Source organism: Streptomyces sp. NPDC046712, assembly GCF_040645695.1.
In the GTDB taxonomy this organism is placed as follows: domain Bacteria; phylum Actinomycetota; class Actinomycetes; order Streptomycetales; family Streptomycetaceae; genus Streptomyces.
Map to the genome: position 1 here is coordinate 299,613 of NZ_JBEYYW010000002.1, position 17,464 is coordinate 317,076.

The 17,464-nt window shown below is 71.4% G+C and carries 16 protein-coding genes; 10 read left to right on the forward strand and 6 right to left on the reverse strand.

Annotated elements, in window-relative coordinates:
- Positions 1–65: 65 nt before the first annotated feature.
- The 5 genes from ABZ939_RS03625 to ABZ939_RS03645 all read left to right on the forward strand — a co-directional run bounded on the left by ABZ939_RS03625 (position 66) and on the right by ABZ939_RS03645 (position 4,012).
- Positions 66–524 carry a peroxiredoxin gene (locus tag ABZ939_RS03625; RefSeq protein WP_361848667.1) on the forward strand — a complete coding sequence of 153 codons (459 nt, stop codon included), beginning with the start codon at positions 66–68 and terminating at the stop codon, positions 522–524.
- A 113-nt stretch (positions 525–637) separates the two neighbouring features.
- A complete protein-coding gene (locus ABZ939_RS03630) occupies positions 638–1,213 on the forward strand; it encodes a TerD family protein (protein WP_361848670.1) in 576 nt (191 codons plus the stop codon).
- 214 nt (positions 1,214–1,427) lie between these two features.
- Positions 1,428–2,003: a TerD family protein gene (locus tag ABZ939_RS03635; protein WP_361848673.1), complete on the forward strand. Its 576-nt coding sequence runs from the start codon at positions 1,428–1,430 to the stop codon at positions 2,001–2,003.
- A gap of 29 nt (positions 2,004–2,032) precedes the next feature.
- On the forward strand, positions 2,033–3,178 hold the full coding sequence (locus ABZ939_RS03640) for a DUF475 domain-containing protein (RefSeq protein WP_361848676.1): 1,146 nt from the start codon (positions 2,033–2,035) through the stop codon (positions 3,176–3,178).
- A gap of 96 nt (positions 3,179–3,274) precedes the next feature.
- A complete protein-coding gene (locus ABZ939_RS03645) occupies positions 3,275–4,012 on the forward strand; it encodes a Tellurium resistance (RefSeq protein WP_361848679.1) in 738 nt (245 codons plus the stop codon).
- Positions 4,013–4,045: 33 nt separating this feature from the next.
- Here ABZ939_RS03645 and ABZ939_RS03650 read toward each other — a convergent pair whose 3' ends face one another.
- On the reverse strand, positions 4,046–4,954 hold the full coding sequence (locus ABZ939_RS03650; protein WP_361848681.1) for a TerD family protein: 909 nt from the start codon (positions 4,952–4,954) through the stop codon (positions 4,046–4,048).
- Between the two features lie 178 nt (positions 4,955–5,132).
- On the opposite strand from ABZ939_RS03650, the gene ABZ939_RS03655 reads away from it, so the two are divergent.
- Genes ABZ939_RS03655 through ABZ939_RS03665 form a run of 3 tightly spaced genes read left to right on the forward strand, consistent with a single transcriptional unit; the run spans position 5,133 to position 9,748 of the window.
- Positions 5,133–6,356 carry an HpcH/HpaI aldolase/citrate lyase family protein gene (locus tag ABZ939_RS03655; RefSeq protein WP_361848684.1) on the forward strand — a complete coding sequence of 408 codons (1,224 nt, stop codon included), beginning with the start codon at positions 5,133–5,135 and terminating at the stop codon, positions 6,354–6,356.
- Between the two features lie 9 nt (positions 6,357–6,365).
- On the forward strand, positions 6,366–8,870 hold the full coding sequence (locus tag ABZ939_RS03660; RefSeq protein WP_361848687.1) for a phosphoribosyltransferase: 2,505 nt from the start codon (positions 6,366–6,368) through the stop codon (positions 8,868–8,870).
- Positions 8,871–8,890: 20 nt separating this feature from the next.
- Positions 8,891–9,748 (forward strand): HAD family hydrolase, encoded by an 858-nt coding sequence (locus tag ABZ939_RS03665; RefSeq protein ID WP_361849122.1) that lies wholly within the window; start codon positions 8,891–8,893, stop codon positions 9,746–9,748.
- Here the strand turns inward: ABZ939_RS03665 and ABZ939_RS03670 are convergent.
- The gene (locus tag ABZ939_RS03670) at positions 9,711–10,328 is read right to left on the reverse strand and encodes a DedA family protein (protein WP_361848690.1); all 618 of its coding nucleotides are present in this window, start codon (positions 10,326–10,328) and stop codon (positions 9,711–9,713) included. The genes ABZ939_RS03665 and ABZ939_RS03670 overlap by 38 nt on opposite strands.
- Positions 10,329–10,691: 363 nt before the next feature.
- Between ABZ939_RS03670 and ABZ939_RS03675 the strand changes: the two genes are divergently transcribed.
- Positions 10,692–11,894 (forward strand): sensor histidine kinase, encoded by a 1,203-nt coding sequence (locus ABZ939_RS03675; protein ID WP_361848693.1) that lies wholly within the window; start codon positions 10,692–10,694, stop codon positions 11,892–11,894.
- Positions 11,885–12,532, forward strand: coding sequence for a response regulator transcription factor (locus ABZ939_RS03680; protein ID WP_361848696.1), 648 nt, complete (start codon positions 11,885–11,887; stop codon positions 12,530–12,532). Before ABZ939_RS03675 ends, ABZ939_RS03680 begins: the two co-directional genes overlap by 10 nt.
- 110 nt (positions 12,533–12,642) lie before the next feature.
- On the opposite strand, the gene ABZ939_RS03685 is transcribed toward ABZ939_RS03680, so the two are convergent.
- The 4 genes from ABZ939_RS03685 to ABZ939_RS03700 form a co-directional block, all read right to left on the reverse strand.
- Positions 12,643–12,858: a zinc ribbon domain-containing protein gene (locus ABZ939_RS03685; protein ID WP_361848699.1), complete on the reverse strand. Its 216-nt coding sequence runs from the start codon at positions 12,856–12,858 to the stop codon at positions 12,643–12,645.
- A 109-nt stretch (positions 12,859–12,967) separates the two neighbouring features.
- Complete coding sequence (locus tag ABZ939_RS03690) at positions 12,968–15,067, reverse strand: SpoIIE family protein phosphatase (RefSeq protein ID WP_361848702.1); 2,100 nt, start codon at positions 15,065–15,067, stop codon at positions 12,968–12,970.
- Positions 15,068–15,223: 156 nt separating this feature from the next.
- A complete protein-coding gene (locus ABZ939_RS03695; protein WP_361848705.1) occupies positions 15,224–16,519 on the reverse strand; it encodes a hypothetical protein in 1,296 nt (431 codons plus the stop codon).
- A gap of 152 nt (positions 16,520–16,671) precedes the next feature.
- The gene (locus ABZ939_RS03700) at positions 16,672–17,445 is read right to left on the reverse strand and encodes a DUF4097 family beta strand repeat-containing protein (RefSeq protein ID WP_361848708.1); all 774 of its coding nucleotides are present in this window, start codon (positions 17,443–17,445) and stop codon (positions 16,672–16,674) included.
- Positions 17,446–17,464 lie beyond the last annotated feature (19 nt).

A 17,464-nucleotide genomic window follows, 5' to 3' on the forward strand; every position in this document is an offset into this window, starting at 1 on the left:
GTGCGTAGGCTTGGCCTTCACCTGTTCGGTCCAGTGACTCTGTCCAGTGAAGGGATGCGCACGCCATGGCGATCGAGGTCGGCACCAAGGCCCCGGAGTTCGAGCTCAAGGACAACCACGGCCGCACCGTGAAGCTCTCCGACTTCCACGGGGAGAAGAACGTGGTGCTGCTCTTCTACCCCTTCGCCTTCACCGGCGTCTGCACCGGCGAACTGTGCGAGCTGCGCGACAACCTGCCGAAGTTCGTCAACGACGACACCCAGCTCCTCGCGGTCTCCAACGACTCCATCCACACCCTGCGCATCTTCGCCGAGCAGGAGGGCCTGGAGTACCCGCTGCTCTCCGACTTCTGGAAGCACGGCGAGGCCTCGCGCGCCTACGGCGTCTTCGACGAGGAGAAGGGCTGCGCCGTGCGCGGCACCTTCATCATCGACAAGGAGGGCGTCGTCCGCTGGACCGTCGTGAACGCCCTTCCGGACGCCCGCGACCTCGGCGAGTACGTCAAGGCCCTCGACACTCTCTGACCATCGGGGCGAATCGCCTGTCCAGGCCGGGAACCCGTCACTAGGATCCACTCGTTGATCCGATGCCAACGCACGACGGGGGCGCTGCCCCTGGAAACCACATGGAGGGACTCGTGGGAGTCAGCCTCAGCAAGGGCGGCAACGTCTCGCTGACCAAGGAGGCCCCTGGCCTGACCGCCGTCACCGTCGGTCTGGGCTGGGACGTCCGCACCACCACCGGGACGGACTTCGACCTCGACGCCAGCGCCATCCTGGTCAGCGCGGAGGGCAAGGTCCGCAACGACCAGGACTTCGTGTTCTTCAACAACCTGAAGAGCGCCGACGGCTCGGTCGAGCACACCGGTGACAACCTCACCGGCGAGGGCGAGGGTGACGACGAGCAGGTCAAGGTCAGCCTGGCCACGGTGCCCGCCGATGTCGCCAAGATCGTCTTCCCGGTGTCGATCTACGACGCCGAGAACCGCCAGCAGTCCTTCGGCCAGGTCCGCAACGCGTTCATCCGCGTGGTGAACCAGGCCGGCGGCGCCGAGATCGCCCGATACGACCTCTCCGAGGACGCCTCGACCGAGACCGCCATGGTCTTCGGCGAGCTGTACCGCAACGGCGCGGAGTGGAAGTTCCGCGCCGTGGGCCAGGGGTACGCCTCCGGCCTGCGGGGTATCGCGGCGGACTTCGGCGTCAACGTCTGAGTCACGCACATCTGATCCGTCCGGCGTCGCACGCTCCGTGCGGCGCCGGACGTGCCTCATCAGCCGTACGGAGCAGTACGGCGGTACACGGCAGCACAGCGGTTCGGAGCAGCACAGCGCTGCAGAGCAGCACAGCGGTACAGAGAGCCGCACGGCGCAGTACACGGCAGCACACAGCGGTACAGAAGCAGTTCTCACCGGGGAGGAACCACACATGGGCGTCACGCTCGCCAAGGGAGGCAACGTCTCCCTCTCCAAGGCCGCACCCAACCTCACCCAGGTGCTGGTCGGCCTCGGCTGGGACGCGCGCTCCACCACCGGAGCGCCCTTCGACCTCGACGCCAGCGCCCTGCTGTGCCAGTCGGGACGGGTGCTCGGCGACGAGTACTTCGTCTTCTACAACAACCTGAAGAGCCCCGAGGGCTCCGTCGAACACACCGGAGACAACCTCACCGGCGAGGGTGACGGCGACGACGAGTCGCTCATCGTGGACCTGACCAAGGTCCCGGCCCTCTGCGACAAGATCATCTTCCCGGTCTCTATCCACGAGGCCGACAACCGGGGCCAGACCTTCGGCCAGGTCAGCAACGCCTTCATCCGCGTGGTGAACCAGGCCGACGGCCAGGAGCTGGCCCGCTACGACCTCTCCGAGGACGCCTCCACCGAGACCGCGATGATCTTCGGCGAGCTGTACCGGTACGGCGGCGAATGGAAGTTCCGGGCCGTGGGGCAGGGGTACGCGTCCGGCCTCCGGGGCATCGCTCTAGACTTCGGGGTCAACGTTTCGTAAAGCCGCGTAATTACACGATGGGGTAGACAGTGGTACTGAAAACCTTCGGCTGGTCGTTCGCCATCACGGCGCTCGGTCTGGTCGCAGCGGTGCTCTACGGGGGGTGGGAAGCGTTCGGGATCGTCGCGATCCTGTGCATCCTCGAGATCTCGCTGTCCTTCGACAATGCGGTGGTCAACGCCGGAATCCTGAAGAAGATGAATGCCTTCTGGCAGAAGATCTTCCTCACCATCGGTGTGCTCATCGCCGTCTTCGGCATGCGGCTGGTCTTCCCCGTCGTGATCGTCGCCATCAGCGCCAAGATCGGCCCGATCGAGGCCGTCGATCTCGCGCTCAACGACGCCGAGCGCTACGAACAGCTCGTGACCGACGCACACCCGTCGATCGCGGCCTTCGGCGGTATGTTCCTGCTGATGATCTTCCTCGACTTCATCTTCGAGGACCGTGACATCAAGTGGCTCGGCTGGCTGGAGCGCCCGCTGGCCAAGCTCGGCAAGATCGACATGCTGTCGGTCTGCATCGCCCTGATCGTCCTGGCGATCAGCGCCATGACCTTCGCGACCCAGGCCCACCAGCACGGCGGTACGCACGTCGACAAGGCGTCGACCGTCCTGCTCTCGGGCGTCTTCGGCCTCATCACGTACCTCGTCGTCGGCGGTCTCTCGGGCTACTTCGAGAACAAGCTGGAGGAGGAAGAGGAGCGCGAGTACGAGGCCGAGGAGGAGGCCAAGCGCAGCGGAAAGAAGGTTTCCGTCGTGCAGCTGGCCGGCAAGGCCGCCTTCTTCATGTTCCTCTACCTCGAAGTCCTCGACGCGTCGTTCTCCTTCGACGGTGTCATCGGCGCCTTCGCCATCACCAACGACATCGTCCTGATGGCGCTCGGCCTCGGCGTCGGCGCGATGTACGTCCGTTCGCTGACGGTCTACCTGGTCCGCCAGGGCACCCTCGACGACTACGTCTACCTGGAGCACGGCGCCCACTACGCCATCGGCGCGCTCGCCGTGATCCTCATGATCAGCATCCGGTACGAGATCCCCGAGGTCGTCACCGGCCTCATCGGTGTCGCCCTCATCGCCTGGTCCTTCTGGTCCTCCGTCCGGCGCAACAGGGCCATCGCGGCGGCCGAGGGAAAAGCTGACTCCTCGGACAAGACCGAGGTGTCGTCCGGGGTGTGACACCCCCGGGAACGAGGAACGCTTCACTGCGGGGCGGCCGGTGCACCCGGCCGCCCCGCGGCGTACGGCCAGGTATCGAGTGGGGGGTGGGGGCACATGGGCTTCTTCGACGGCCTGTTTCCGGGGAGGGCCGCGCAGTTCGATTCGGGCAGCGCCTCCAGCAACGCCATCGATCTCACCAAACGGCGCCCGACGGTCTCCCTGACCAAACAGGGCGCCGCCACCGGCAATCTGCGCGTCAACCTCTCCTGGCGCATGCGCACCTCCGACATCGAGGGCCGCTCGCGCCAGAGCGGCCGGCTGCTGCGCAACCCCTCGAAGCTGTTCAAGCCCGAGGTCGTCCAGGCGCACACCCAGAGCATGGTCAACGTCGACCTCGACCTCGGCTGCATGTACGAGCTGGAGGACGGCAGCAAGGGCGTCGTGCAGCCGCTCGGCAGCTTCTTCGGGTCCCTGAACGCGCCGCCGTACGTCAACCTGAGCGGCGACGACCGCTTCGGCGGATCGTCCGGCGAGACGATCTTCGTCAACCTCGACCACAGGGACGCGATCAAGCGGCTGCTGTTCTTCGTCTACATCTACGACCAGACCCCGGCCTTCGACCGCACCCACGCCAAGGTGACGCTCTACCCCAGCAACGGGCCGCGGATCGAGATCGAACTGGACGAGCGCGCCCCGCAGGCCCGGTCCTGCGCGGTCTTCACCGTCGAGAAGGCCAAGGACGAGCTGATCGTCCGCCGCGAGGTGAAGTTCGTGTACGGCTTCCAGGCGGAGCTGGACCGGCTGTACGGGTGGGGCCTGCAGTGGGGGCGCGGCTACAAGACCAAGGCCTGACCCATGGCGTCACGGGCCGCGCCGGACGCGGAGTTACGGGCGGACAAACTGCGGGCCCATCGGAGGCAGCCGGAAGTTCGGGTCCGGGGCGGGTGCCGCGGCCGCCGCGGGCTGCGGATAGCCGTACGCCGGCTGCGCGGGCGAGACGGGCTGGGGATAGCCGTACGCCGGCTGCGCCGGGGAGGAGGCCTGCGGGTAGCCGTAGGAGGGCTGCGCGGGCGTCGTGGGCTGCGGGTAGCCGTAGCCCGGGACGGGCGCCGGGGGAGTGGTCGGCTGGGGCGGTACGGGCGCGGCCACGGGCGGCTGGACGACCGTCGCGTCGAGCCCCGGGTCCGGGGCGGCGGCCGCTGCCCCGTTCGCGTCCGTCCCGGTGTCCGTGGCGTCGTCCGTGCCCTCGTCCACCGAGATCCCGAAATCGGTGGCGAGCCCGACGAGACCGGTCGGATAGCCCTGTCCCACGGCGCGGAACTTCCAGCCCTCCCCACGGCGGTACAGCTCGCCGCAGATGATCGCCGTCTCCTCGCCCGTCTCCGCCGTCACGTCGAACACGGCCAGCGGCTCGCTGTCCGCCGCGCCCGCGTCGTACAGCAGGATCCGCAGGTCGGCGACCGACCGGAAGGTGTCGCCGTCCGAGGAGGCCGCGATCACCACCTGGTCGACCGACGGGTCCAGCCCGCCGAGATCGGCCTCGACCGTGTCGGTCAGCCCCTCCGCCACCCGCTTCTTGGGCAGCCGTCGCACCAGCCCGGAGGGGTGGCGCGGCTGGTTGTAGAAGACGAAGTCCTCGTCGGAACGCACACGACCGTCGGCGCCCAGGAGCAGCGCAGAGGCATCCACGTCGGGGACCCCGGGGCCCGGGGTCCAGCGGAGCACGGCCCGTACGGCCGCGGTGTCGAGAGGGACGTTGGAGCCCTTCAGCATCGCGTGCGTCATGACCGTCATCCTGCCTTCCCGCCCGACCCGCGGACAACGCGGGGGCCGTGGCGATCGGGGAGAGATGCGCCGGATGCGGATGAGTTACCTGGATTTCATGCTGGAAGGGAACTAAGGACACCCGCACCTACGTACTATTACCGGCCACGTGTCGTCAGGGCCCACAGAGGCAGTCGGGGGAGTTACATTGCGTCATTTCGGGCACATCCCGTCCGCTTCGCGGGCCGGGCTGTTCCACCAGGAGCCGGCCGAGTTCACCGCCGACTCGCCCGCGAGCACGCTCGCCGTGGCCCTGGGAGCCACCCTCTACAGCCCGGCCACCCGCCCGCGGCTCGCCGACGACGTGCGTAAACAGGCCGCTCGCGGGGTCGTCTCCATGGTGCTGTGCCTGGAGGACTCCATCGCCGACGCCGACGTGGAGGCGGCCGAGGTCAATCTCGTCCGCCAGTTCGCCGCCCTCGCGACGGGCGAAACCGGCGACGGTGATCGCGACGGCGACGCTGATCGCGACGGCGACGGCACGCGGACGCCCCAGGACGTGCCCCTGCTCTTCATCCGGGTCCGGGAGCCCCACCAGATCACCGATCTGGTCGCGCGGCTCGGCGACAACGTCCGCCTGCTGTCCGGCTTCGTGCTGCCGAAGTTCACCCAGACACGCGGACGGGCCTTCCTCGAAGCCCTCACCGCCGCCGAGAAGCAGAGCGGACGGCGCCTTTTCGCCATGCCCGTCCTCGAATCGCCCGAGCTGCTGCACCTCGAGACCCGCGCCGAAACCCTCGCCGGCATCGCCGCGACTGTAGACAAGTACCGCGAGCGGGTCCTCGCCCTGCGGCTCGGCGTCACCGACTTCTGCTCCGCGTACGGACTCCGCCGCTCGCCCGACATGACCGCCTACGACGTCAAGATCGTCGCCAACGTCATCGCCGACGTCGTCAACGTCCTGGGCCGCTCCGACGGCACCGGCTTCACCATCACCGGGCCCGTCTGGGAGTACTTCCGGCTCGGCGAGCGCATGTTCAAGCCCCAGCTGCGCCGCAGCCCCTTCCTGGAGGGCCGCGCGGAGGACCTGCGCACCGCGCTCATCGAGCACGACCTCGACGGGCTGCTGCGCGAGATCGAACTCGACCGGGCCAACGGCCTGCTCGGCAAGACCTGCATCCACCCCACCCACGTGGTGCCGGTGCACGCGCTCTCCGTGGTCAGCCACGAGGAGTACAGCGACGCCCAGGACATCCTGCGGCCCGAGCGGGGCGGCGGCGGGGTGCTGCGCTCCGCGTACACGAACAAGATGAACGAGGTGAAGCCGCATCGGGCGTGGGCCGAACGGACCCTCCTGCGCGCCGAAGTCTTCGGCGTCGCCAGGGAGGACGTCGGCTTCGTCGATCTGCTCACCGCCGGACTGGCCGGCTGACGGAAGGTGATGAACGACGTGGTGTGGTCGGGAACGTGGGTCGCGGAGCGACTGGGCGTCGAACTGATCGGCGACGAGGAGCTCCCGGGCCTGTTGGGCCTCGCACTGCGCCGCAACCCCAAGCGCGCGCATCTGCTGGTCTCCAACGTGCTCGGCAAACACGTGCCGCAGAGCCCGGGCCTCGTCTACGGGACGGCCTTCGCCCTCGGCCTGCGCGTACGGGACCTCCTCGGGCCCGCGGAGACCGCCCGCAGCGTGGTCCTCGGCTACGCGGAGACGGCCACCGGCCTCGGCCACTCGGTCGCCGACGGGATGGGCTTCGCGCCCTACCTGCACTCCACCCGGCGGCCCGTCGACGGGGTCGCGAGCGCGGGCGGCTTCGAGGAGTCCCACTCGCACGCCACCTCGCACCTGCTCCTCCCGGAGGACCCGAAACTGCTCGCCGGGGACGGCCCGCTGGTCCTCGTCGACGACGAGTTCTCCACCGGCAACACCGTCCTCAACACCATCCGTGATCTGCACGAGCGCCACCCGCGCGAGCGGTACGTGATCGTCGCCCTGGTCGACATGCGCTCGGCGGCCGATCAGGGCCGGCTGGAGAGCTTCGCCCAGGAGATCGGCGCCCGCATCGACCTGGTGGCCGGTGCGGCCGGCACCGTACGGCTGCCCGAGGGCGTCCTGGAGAAGGGCCAGGCGCTCGTCGCCGCGCACGAGACCGCTCCGGTCGAGTCGCCCCGGACGCCCGCGAACGCACCCGTACGGGTCGAACTCGGCTGGCCGGCGGACGTCCCGGACGGCGGCCGCCACGGTTTCTCCGCGCCCCACGCCATCGCGCTGAACGAGGCCCTGCCTGCCATGACCGAGCGCCTCGCCACGGCCCTCGGCGGTGCCCGGCGCGTCCTGGTCCTCGGCTTCGAGGAGCTGATGTACGCGCCGCTGCGGCTCGCCCTCGCACTGGAGCGGGCCGGGCACGACGTCTCGTACTCCACCACCACCCGCTCGCCCGTCCTCGCCGTCGACGACCCCGGCTACGCCATACGCACCCGGCTGGTCTTCCCCGCCCACGACGCGCCCGCCGACGGACCCGGCGAGCGGTACGCCTACAACGTCGCCGGCGCCGGCTTCGACGCGGTCGTCGCCGTCGTCGACTCCGCCGCCGACAACCCCGAACTGCACGCTCCCGACGGCCTGCTGGCCCAGCTCGCGGCCCACATACCGCACGTGGTCCTCGCCGTCGTCCCGTCGTACGTTCCCGCGCTCGTCACCGGAGCGCCCGACGCTCCCGAGGCCATCGTCGCCCTCGGAGCTCCCGACGCCCTCGAAGCTCCCGAAAGGAGCTCCATGCTGCCCGAGCCCCTCCGCGGCCCCGCCTTCTCCTCGTACGCACCCGAGGAGGTCGGCTGGCTGCTCCAGGACCTCTCGGACGTCGAACTGGAGGCCCCGACCGAGGAGCGCGAGGAGGCGATACAGAGCGGCGGCGCCCACTACGCCGAGTCGCTTCCGGTCGAGTACCAGCCCAGCGACCGGTACCAGGAGCTCTTCCACGCCGCACTGGAGACCTCCGCCGCCCGCATAGCCCGCGCCGTCGGCACCGTCACCGAGACCGTCCTCGCCGAGAGGTCCGGCCGGGGGAGCGGCACGCCCGTCCTCGTCTCGCTGGCCCGGGCCGGCACCCCCGTCGGCGTCCTCATGCGCCGCTGGGCCCAGGCCCGCCACGGCCGCGACCTGCCCCACTACGCCGTCTCCATCGTCCGCGGCCGCGGCATCGACGCCAACGCGCTGCGCTGGCTCGCCGCCCACCACGACCCGGCCGACGTCGTCTTCGTCGACGGCTGGACCGGCAAGGGCGCCATCACCCGCGAACTCGCCGAAGCGCTGCAGAAGTTCGAGCGCACCGAGGGGATCGCCGGCTTCGACCCGGAGATCGCCGTCCTCGCCGACCCCGGCTCCTGCGTGCGCACCTACGGCACCCGCGAGGACTTCCTCATCCCCTCCGCCTGCCTCAACTCCACCGTCTCCGGCCTGATATCGCGCACCGTCCTCCGCGCCGACCTCGTCGGACCCGACGACTTCCACGGCGGCAAGTTCTACCGCGAGCTGGCCGGCGCCGATGTCTCCAACGACTTCCTCGACGCCGTCGCCGCCCGGTTCGACGAGGTCGCCGAGGACGTCGCCACCGCCGTCAAGGAGCTGCTCGCCGCCGACCGCACCCCCACCTGGGAGGGCTGGGCGGCCGTCGAGCGGATCAGCGAGGAGTACGGCATCCACGACGTCAACCTGGTCAAGCCCGGCGTCGGCGAGACCACCCGGGTCCTGCTGCGCCGCGTCCCCTGGAAGATCCTCGCCCAGCGCGGCGCGGGCGCCGACCTCGCGCACGTACGCCTGCTCGCCGAGCAGCGCGGGGTGCCCGTCGAGGAGGTCGACGGACTCCCGTACACCTGCGTGGGACTGATCCACCCCCAGTACACGAGAGGCGCCACCGGCGCCGACGGGAAGGCGGTGGTCTCCCAGTGACCTCGGTGAACACGTCCGTGATGGTCGCGAGCGACCTCGACCGTACGCTGATCTACTCCTCGGCCGCTCTCGCCCTCGGGATGCCCGACGCGCAGGCGCCCCGGCTGCTCAGCATCGAGGTGCACGAGTCCAAGCCCCTGTCGTACATGACCGAGGACGCGGCCGTGCTCCTGGAGCAGCTGGGCGGCGAAGCCGTCTTCGTCCCCACCACGACCCGCACCCGCAAGCAGTACCAGCGCATCCAACTCCCGGGCCCCGCACCGAAGTACGCGATCTGTGCCAACGGCGGGCACCTGCTCGTCGACGGCGTCGCCGACCAGGACTGGCACGAGGCCGTGGTCCGCCGGCTCGCCGAGGAGTGCGCGCCGCTCGCCGAGATCCGCGCGTACTTCACCGCCACCACGGACCTGTCCTGGGTGCGCAAGCACCGCGTCGCCGAGGACCTCTTCGCCTACCTCGTCGTGGAGCGCGAGCGGCTGCCGGAGGAGTGGCTGACGCGGTTCGGCGACTGGGCCGAGGACCGCGGCTGGACGGTCTCCCTCCAGGGCCGCAAGGTGTACGCCGTGCCGAAGCCGCTCACCAAGAGCGCGGCCATGCGCGAGGTCGCCCGCCGCTGCGGCGCGACCCTCACCCTGGCCGCCGGGGACTCCCTCCTCGACGCCGACCTGCTGCTCGCCGCCGACCGCGCCTGGCGGCCCGGCCACGGTGAACTGGCCGACACGGCATGGACCGCCCCGCACCTCGACGTGCTCGCCGAGCGCGGCGTGGCGGCCGGCGAGGAGATCCTGCGCCGCTTCCGGGCAGCCGTGTCCGCACACCGCGCGTCCGTGCCCGCGCAGCTCAACGGTTCCCCCGCCGCGCTCCCCGACCCGGCCTGAGCAGCCGCGTCCCGACGAAGCACAGCACCGCACCCGCCGCCACGACGAGCACCGCCTTCGAGTACACCGACACATAGCCGGTGACCTCCTCCCAGTTGTCGCCGAGCGCGTAACCGGCCAACACGAAGGCGGTGTTCCAGAGCGCGCTGCCCAACGTCGTGAAGACGAGGAAGGCGGGCAGCGGCATCCGTTCGACGCCCGCCGGCACGGAGATCAGACTGCGGAAGATCGGCACCATCCGGCCGAAGAACACCGCCTTCATGCCGTGCCGGGCGAACCACGCCTCCGTCCGCTCGATGTCCGCGACCTTCAGGAGCGGCAGCCGGGCGGCGAGGGCGACGGTGCGCTCCCGGCCGAACCGCGCCCCGACCCCGTACAGCGCGAGCGCGCCGACGACCGAGCCGGCCGTGGTCCAGAGCAGGGCGGCGAGCAGATCCATCCGCCCGGTGGCGGACGCGAAGCCGGCGAGCGGCAGGACGACCTCGCTCGGGATCGGAGGAAAGAGGTTCTCGAGGGCGACGGCGAGGCCCGCGCCGGGGGCGCCGAGTGTGTCCATGAGGCTGTTGATCCAGCGTTCCATGGCTTCCACGCTAGGAATCGGGGCGCCGGAGCGGACTGATGGCGGCCGCACGACGAGGGTGCGGTTTTCCGCAGTGCGGGCGGTGGGGTGGGCCGACTAGCGTGACGGATCATGAGCGACCTCACGCGGGACCCTGCTCGGGACTTAGACGGGCATGATGCGCAGGATTCCGAGGGTGCTCGGGACTCTGACGGGCACGACGCCAGGGACTCCGAGCGGCACGGTGCCCGGGATTTCGAGGGGCAGGGTGTCCGGGAGTCCGACCGGCGGCTTGGTGCTGGGGACTTGGGCTCCGCCGAGGAGTCCGACCGGCCACGTGCGGGGGTCCTGGGATCGGCCTCGGACAGCGCCGTGGACACCGCCATGGACACCGCCGTGGACACCGCTCCGGACTTCGGTCGGCCTATCTTCGGGGCGGCGCTCGGCACGCATCTCGTGCGCCGGCTTCGGACGGCCGTCGGGCTCGTGCTCGGGGCCGGGACGGCCGTCCTGGAGCTTCTCGGTGCCGTCGTCGGCGGCCTCGCGCTGCTCCCCCTGCTCGCCTCGCCGCGCGGCAGGCAGGCCGTCCTGCGCCCGTTGACCGCCGCCGGCCGTGTGCTCGTCCGGCTGGAGCGAGCCCGCCTCGACCGCTTTCTCGGCGTCCGCCTCCCCGGCGTGCACGAGGACGGCGACGCCCTGCGCTACCTCGCCGCCCGCTGGCCCCTCGGCCTGCTCGGCGCGGTCGTCCTCGGCTGCGCCGCGTACGGCCTCGGCCTCGGCACCTTCGTCCTCTACGGCTGGCTGATCACCGAGATCGATCACCCCTGGCTCGTCGCCTTCAGCAGCGTCGGCGGGTTCTTCCTGCTCTTCCTCTCCGTCCAGGGCGCTCTCGGAGTCGTCTCCCTGGAAGGCCAGTTGGCCCGCCGCCTCCTCGCGCCCAGCCACGCCCACGCGCTGGAGGCCCGGATCGCCCAGCTCGCCAGCAGCCGTGCCGAGGTCATGGACGTCGTGCACGACGAGCGCCGCCGCATCGAGCGCGACCTCCACGACGGCGTACAGCAGCGGCTCGTCGCCCTGGGCATGCTGCTCGGCCGGGCCCGCCGGCTGCGCGCCCGCGATCCGGAGCGTGCCGACGAACTCCTGCTGCAGGCCCACGAGGAGAGCCGGCGCGCGCTGACCGAACTGCGCGAGGTGGCCTGGCGCGTCTACCCGACCGTCCTCGACGAGGCGGGCCTGCGCGCGGCCCTGGAGAGCGTCGCCGAGCGAAGCCCGCTGCCCGTGGGGCTGGCGTACGCGGTGGAACGGCCGCTTCCGAGGGCGGTGGAGACGGTGGCGTACTTCGTCGTCTCGGAAGCGGTGACCAATGTGGTCAAGCACGCGGGCGCGACCCGGATCGACGTACATGTGGCAGTGAAGGAAGGGGAGTTGAACGTGCGGGTGACGGACGACGGGGTGGGCGGCGCGGACGCGTCGGGGAGCGGGCTGAGCGGGCTCGCGAGCAGGGCGGCGGCGCTGGACGGGCGGTTCGCCGTGCACAGTCCGGCGGGCGGCCCGACGGTCGTACGGGCGGTGCTGCCGTGCGCGTGATCCTGGCGGAGGACTCGACCCTGCTACGGGAAGGGCTCGTACGGCTCCTGACCGAGGAGGGGCACGAGGTGACGGCGGCCGTCGGCAACGCGGTCGAACTGCTCGCGGCGGTGGCGGCGGACCCGCCGGACGTGGTCGTCGCGGACGTCCGGATGCCGCCGACGCACACGGACGAGGGGCTGCGGGCGGCCCTGGAGATCCGCCAGGAGTGGCCGGCGGTCGGTGTTCTCGTGCTCTCGCAGTACGTGGAGCGGCGGTACGCCACCGAGCTGCTGACCGGCGAGTCGGGGGCGGTGGGGTACCTGCTCAAGGACCGGGTGGCGCAGGTCGACGAGTTTCTGGACGCGCTGGAGCGGGTGGGGGCGGGGCGGACGGCGTTCGACCCCGAGGTCGTCCGCCGCCTCCTCGTCCGCACCACCCACACCGATCCGCTGTCACGCCTGACGCCACGCGAGGGGGACGTGCTCGCGGCGATGGCGCAGGGGCACACGAACGCGGCGATCGCCGGGCAGCTTCATGTCTCGCAGAGCGCGGTGGAGAAGCACGTCAACGCGATCTTCGACAAGCTGGAGCTGACGGGCCGGGGCGAGGGCTACAGCCGACGGGTCCTGGCGATCCTGCGCTACCTGGGCAGCTGACCCGCCGGCCTGCCGGCCGGGTGACCGGCTGACCTGCTGGCCTGCGACCTGCTGAGTTGCCGACCTGCCGGCCTGCGACCTACTGAGTCGCCGACCTGCTGAGTTCCTGATCAGCCGCAGCAGCCTCCGCCGCAGCACCCGCCTCCGCCGCCGCCGGAGGGGGCGGGGCCGCTGGTCGCCGTACCGCCCACGGCCACGGCCGAGAGCAGCTTGACGGTGTCGTCGTGCCCGGCGGGGCAGGCGGCGGGGTCGGAGGATTCGGCCATGGGACGGCTGAGTTCGAAGGTGTCGCCGCAGGTGCGGCAGCGGTACTCGTAACGAGGCATACGGAACAGGCTAGCGGGCGGCCTCGGCCAGCGGTTGTCGGCGCTGTCGTCAGGCGTCACCCGTGGTCACTTGTCGTCGGCCGTCATCAGCGTCCCCCGTCACCGGCCGTCATCCGCGGTCGAGTGTCTGCTCCGCCCAGATCGTCTTGCCGGTCGCGGTGTGCCGGGTGCCCCAGCGGTGGGTGAGCTGGGCGATCAGGAGCAGACCGCGCCCGCCCTCGTCGAAGATCCGCGCGCGGCGCAGATGCGGCGAGGTGGGGCTGCCGTCGGACACTTCGCAGATGAGGGTGCGGTCGTGGATGAGCCGGAGCTGGATGGGCGCTGCCCCGTACCGGATGGCGTTGGTGACCAGCTCGCTGACGACCAGTTCGGTGACGAAGGCCACCTCCTCGTCGAGCCCCCACGCGGCGAGCCGTTCGGCGGCCATCCGGCGGGCGTCACCGACGACGGCCGGGTCCGAGGGGAGGTCCAGGGCACCCACATGGTCGGCGTGGAGCGCTCTGGTCCGGGCCAGGAGCAGCGCGACGTCGTCGGCGGGCCGCTCGGCAGGCGTGGGGAGCAGAGTGTCGAGGACGCGGTCGCAGCTCCCCTCCAGCGAGTCCGCCGGGTCGGTCAGGGTGCGGCACAGCTCCTCGATACCGGCGTAGGGATCATGCTGCCGGGCCGTGACCAGTCCGTCCGAGTAGAGGGCGAGCAGGCTGCCCTCGGGCAGTTCCAGCTCGGTGGCCTCGAACGGCAGGCCGCCGACGCCGAGGACAGGACCGGGGGTGATCCGGGCGACGTGGGCCGTACCGTCCGGGAGGGCGACGATGGGTGGCGGGTGGCCGGCGCTCGCGGCCGTGCACACCCTGGCGACCGGGTCGTACACCGCGTACAGGCAGCTGGCGCCGGTCTCGCCGCTGCCGCTGCTGCCCCCGTCGCCGGCGTGGTCGTCCACCTCGCTCCCGATACGGAGGACGAGGTCGTCCAGGTGTGCCAGCAGCTCGTCGGGCGGGAGGTCGACGTCGGCGAGGGTCCGTACGGCGGTGCGCAGCCGCCCCATGGTCGCCGAGGCATGGATGCCGTGGCCGACGACATCGCCGACGACCAGGGCGACCCGAGCGCCGGAGAGCGGGATCACGTCGAACCAGTCGCCGCCGATGCCGGCCCGTGAGCCGGCCGGCAGGTACCGGGACGCGACCGCAACGGCGGTCTGCCGGGTGGGCCCGCGCGGCAGCAGGCTCTCCTGCAGGGCCAGGGCGGCGGAACGCTCGTGGGTGTAGCGGCGGGCGTTGTCGACGCACACGGCGGCGCGACCGGCCAGCTCGCGCCCCAGCGTGACGTCGTCCTCCGTGAACGCGTCGGGGCGGGAGCGGAACAGGACGGCGACGCCGAGCGTGATGCCCCGGGCGATCAGTGGCACGGCCATCATGGAGCTGGGTCCGAGGGCGCGCGCCCTCTCGCCCCGGGCCGGAACTGCCGCCATCCACCGGTCGAAGTCCTCCCGGCCGCTGCCGCTCAGCACCGCCTGCCCGGAGCGCAGCGCACGGGCGGGCGGGGAGAACGCCGGGTAGGCGTCCGTCGCGCCGAGGCCGACGACCGCCTCCGGGGTGCCCTCCGAGATCGAGAGGTGCGCCGCCCGGCGCAGCAGCACGGTGCCGTCCGGCGGGCCGGGCGCGGGTTCCTCGCCGCGCATCACCTCGTCGAGCAGGTCCACGCTGGCGAACTCCGCGAACATCGGCACCACCAGCTGGGCCAGCTCCTCGGCGGTGCGGGTCACGTCCAGCGTCGTACCGATCGAGACCGTCGCCTCGGCGAGGACGGCCAGGCGCTGCCGCGCCCAGTGCTGCTCGCTGCTGTCGAACGCGGCGAGGGCGACCGCGCAGACCGTGCCGTTCCGGTCCCGGACCGGCCACATCTCCAGGTCCCAGGCGTGCTCGCGGATACCGGACGGGGCCCGCGTGTAGCTCTCGTAGTGCATCGGCCGCCCGGTCTCGGCGACCTCCCGCAGGGACCTCAGGAAGCCCAGGCTGGTGCCGTCCTCCGGCACGGTCTCCAGGTAGAACCGCCCCCGCAGCTCCTCCTCGGACAGGCCCATGACCCGGCTCGCCGTGTCGTTGAGCCGCAGATAACGCTGCTCGAGGTCGAACAGGGACATCGAGACCGAGGCCTGTCCGAACGCCGACACCACCAGCTCGCGTTCGTCGTCGTCCCCGCGCCCAGGTCCCATGGAACCAGGGTGATCCCTCCGCGGTGACCGATCAACCGGACGTGCCGCGGCAGGACGTGCCGCCGCAGGACCTGTCGCCGCCTGGGTGTGACTGTGGGGACGCGTGACAGGGCCGGACGCGTAACGGCAGGACGCGTGACCGCGGGACGTACCGCTTTACGGGCGGTGAGCCGCGCCCCGGTCCTCGCGGATCTGTTCGACGACGCGGGCGGCGGTGGCGCGGACCGCTTCCAGTTCGATCAGGAAGTGCCAGTAGTCGGGGTGTCGGCCCTCGAGCGTGCCGATCGCCCGGTCGAGCCGTCCCACGGCGTCGTCGAGGGGGCGGGCGTGCCGGGGGTCGGGGGTGTTGCGCCCGGCCATGGCGAGGCGCTGGGCGTCCCGGATCGTGAACCGGGTGCGGTCGATCTCCTGCTGCGGATCCTTGGCGACGGCTTCGAGGCGGCGGAGCCGGTCGCCGGCGGCGGAGACGGCCTCGTCGGTGTTGTTGAGCAGGGCGCGGGCCGTGGCGAGGAGGCTGGTGGCGTCCGGCCAGCGCTGTTCGTCGCGGGCCTTGGCCGCTTCCCTGAGCTTCTCCTCGGCCTTGCGGAGGTTCTCGCCGGCCTGATCGGGGACGTGCTGGAGGTCCTGCCAGCAGGCGGCGGAGAAACGGCGGCGGAGTTCGGACAGGACCGGTTCGACCGCGCCGGCCCGGGTGGTGAGCGCCTCGGCGCGGGTACGGAGGGAGACCAGGCGCTTGCTGGTCTCGGCGGCCCGCTCGGGGAGGCGCTCGGCCTCGGCGCGCACGGCCTCGGCGTCGCGCAGGACGCGGTCGGCGCGCTGGAGGGTCTCGGGGACGCCGTGGCGGCCGGCGCCTTCGTTGAGCCGGGTGAGCTCGGGCCCGAGGCCGGCGAGGCGCGCGGCGAGATCATCCGCTCTCAGACCGGACTGCCGCACCATGTCGAGAGCGGTGCTCGCGTTCCGGAGCGCCTGTCGCGCCCGCTCGACGGCGGGGGCGAGCCGGGCGAGCTGGGTCTCGGCCTTGTCGAGGAGCGGCCCGAGCCCCTGCTCGAACCGGTCCAGCTCCCCCTTGACCCGTACGAGCTCGTCCTTGGCGCGCGTGAGTTCGGCGCGGGCGCGGTTGGCGGTGGCGGCGTCGAGCTCGTCACGGTCGAGATCGTGGGCGTCGACGGCTGTGATGTAGGCGTGGCTGACCTCGTCGATCCGCTGGCCGAGGGCCGCGAAGCCGTCGATGGCGCGCCGGGCGCCGGGGGAGCTGTCGACGGCCGTGATCGTCTCGATGGAGATCCGCAGATCACGCTGGGCGGTGTCCAGCTCGTAGAACGCGGCAGCCGCGGCGTCCTTGGCGGCCTGCGCCTCGGCCCGCTGGCTCTCGCCACGCCCGCCGAACCAGCGCCGGGTGCCGCCGCCGGCGAAGGCGGTGGGTAGGAGGGCGACGGCGAGGAAGGGAAGCATGAGCGCGACCCGCCCGACTCCTGCCCCCGTCGCGGCGCTCGTGGAACTGCCCCTCGCGTGAGTCGCCGCCACGTCCCTCTCCCGTGCTGTGTCCGCCCGCCCTGCCCGGTCGGTTCATTCTCCCACCAGGTAAGGACGAACACACGGGCCTGTCAGTTCGCGCTTCGGACGACGACTTCGCCGTTGTCGCTGCGGGCGGTCACGACGTGCGCGCTGCCCTTCTGGTTCGGCACATCGATCCGGACCTCGCCGTTGTCGCTGCGCCCGTCGACGTCGTACGTGGCCGAGCCGGTCGGCAGGGCGATGTCGATCTCCCCGTTGTCGCTCTCGGCCCGCACCCGCTCCGGGACCGCGCCGAGGGTGAGCCGTACGGCCCCGTTGTCGGAACGGGCGACGACCTGCCGGGAGGTGGTGCCGCCCTCGACGACGACCTCCCCGTTGCCACTGGTCAGATCGAGCGCGCCGGAGGCGTTGCGCACGACGATCTCCCCGTTGTCGGCCGAGATCTTCAGGGCGGTGTCGAACCCGTCGGCGGTCACTTTCCCGTTGTCGTCCTCGACGGTGACGGCGACGCCGCGGGGCACCTGGATCCGGTGCACGGACTCGCAGTCGCTGGCAACGGCGTCGCAGTCCACGCGCAGCGTGAGCCGCCCGCCCTCCAGCTTCCAGGTGGCGTCGGGCCCGTCGCCCATGAACACCCACCCGTCGACCTGCCGACTGACCCGCACGTCCTTGACGTCGGCGGGCACGATCTCCAGCACGGAGTTGTCGGAGTCGACCGTGAGCGTGTCACCGGAGAACGCGAAACTCTTCTTCTCCACGGGCGCCCCCTCGACATCGGCGCTCCCGCACCCACCGACCCCGAGGGCGACGACGACGGCCCCGCCGAAGGCGAGGAGCGTACGGATGCGGCGACGAGCGGCCATGACGAAAACCCCCAGGTAA

What these genes read in the sequence shown, in the direction of transcription:
- ABZ939_RS03695 (WP_361848705.1), bottom strand. Translation starts at nt 16,519, where the DNA reads ATGCTTCCCTTCCTCGCCGTCGCCCTCCTACCCACCGCCTTCGCCGGC.
- ABZ939_RS03700 (WP_361848708.1), bottom strand. Translation starts at nt 17,445, where the DNA reads ATGGCCGCTCGTCGCCGCATCCGTACGCTCCTCGCCTTCGGCGGGGCC.
- ABZ939_RS03635 (WP_361848673.1), top strand. Translation starts at nt 1,428, where the DNA reads ATGGGCGTCACGCTCGCCAAGGGAGGCAACGTCTCCCTCTCCAAGGCC.
- ABZ939_RS03670 (WP_361848690.1), bottom strand. Translation starts at nt 10,328, where the DNA reads ATGGAACGCTGGATCAACAGCCTCATGGACACACTCGGCGCCCCCGGC.
- ABZ939_RS03625 (WP_361848667.1), top strand. Translation starts at nt 66, where the DNA reads ATGGCGATCGAGGTCGGCACCAAGGCCCCGGAGTTCGAGCTCAAGGAC.
- ABZ939_RS03650 (WP_361848681.1), bottom strand. Translation starts at nt 4,954, where the DNA reads ATGACGGTCATGACGCACGCGATGCTGAAGGGCTCCAACGTCCCTCTC.
- ABZ939_RS03675 (WP_361848693.1), top strand. Translation starts at nt 10,692, where the DNA reads ATGGACACCGCCGTGGACACCGCTCCGGACTTCGGTCGGCCTATCTTC.
- ABZ939_RS03665 (WP_361849122.1), top strand. Translation starts at nt 8,891, where the DNA reads ATGGTCGCGAGCGACCTCGACCGTACGCTGATCTACTCCTCGGCCGCT.
- ABZ939_RS03685 (WP_361848699.1), bottom strand. Translation starts at nt 12,858, where the DNA reads ATGCCTCGTTACGAGTACCGCTGCCGCACCTGCGGCGACACCTTCGAA.
- ABZ939_RS03660 (WP_361848687.1), top strand. Translation starts at nt 6,366, where the DNA reads ATGAACGACGTGGTGTGGTCGGGAACGTGGGTCGCGGAGCGACTGGGC.
- ABZ939_RS03690 (WP_361848702.1), bottom strand. Translation starts at nt 15,067, where the DNA reads ATGGGACCTGGGCGCGGGGACGACGACGAACGCGAGCTGGTGGTGTCG.
- ABZ939_RS03645 (WP_361848679.1), top strand. Translation starts at nt 3,275, where the DNA reads ATGGGCTTCTTCGACGGCCTGTTTCCGGGGAGGGCCGCGCAGTTCGAT.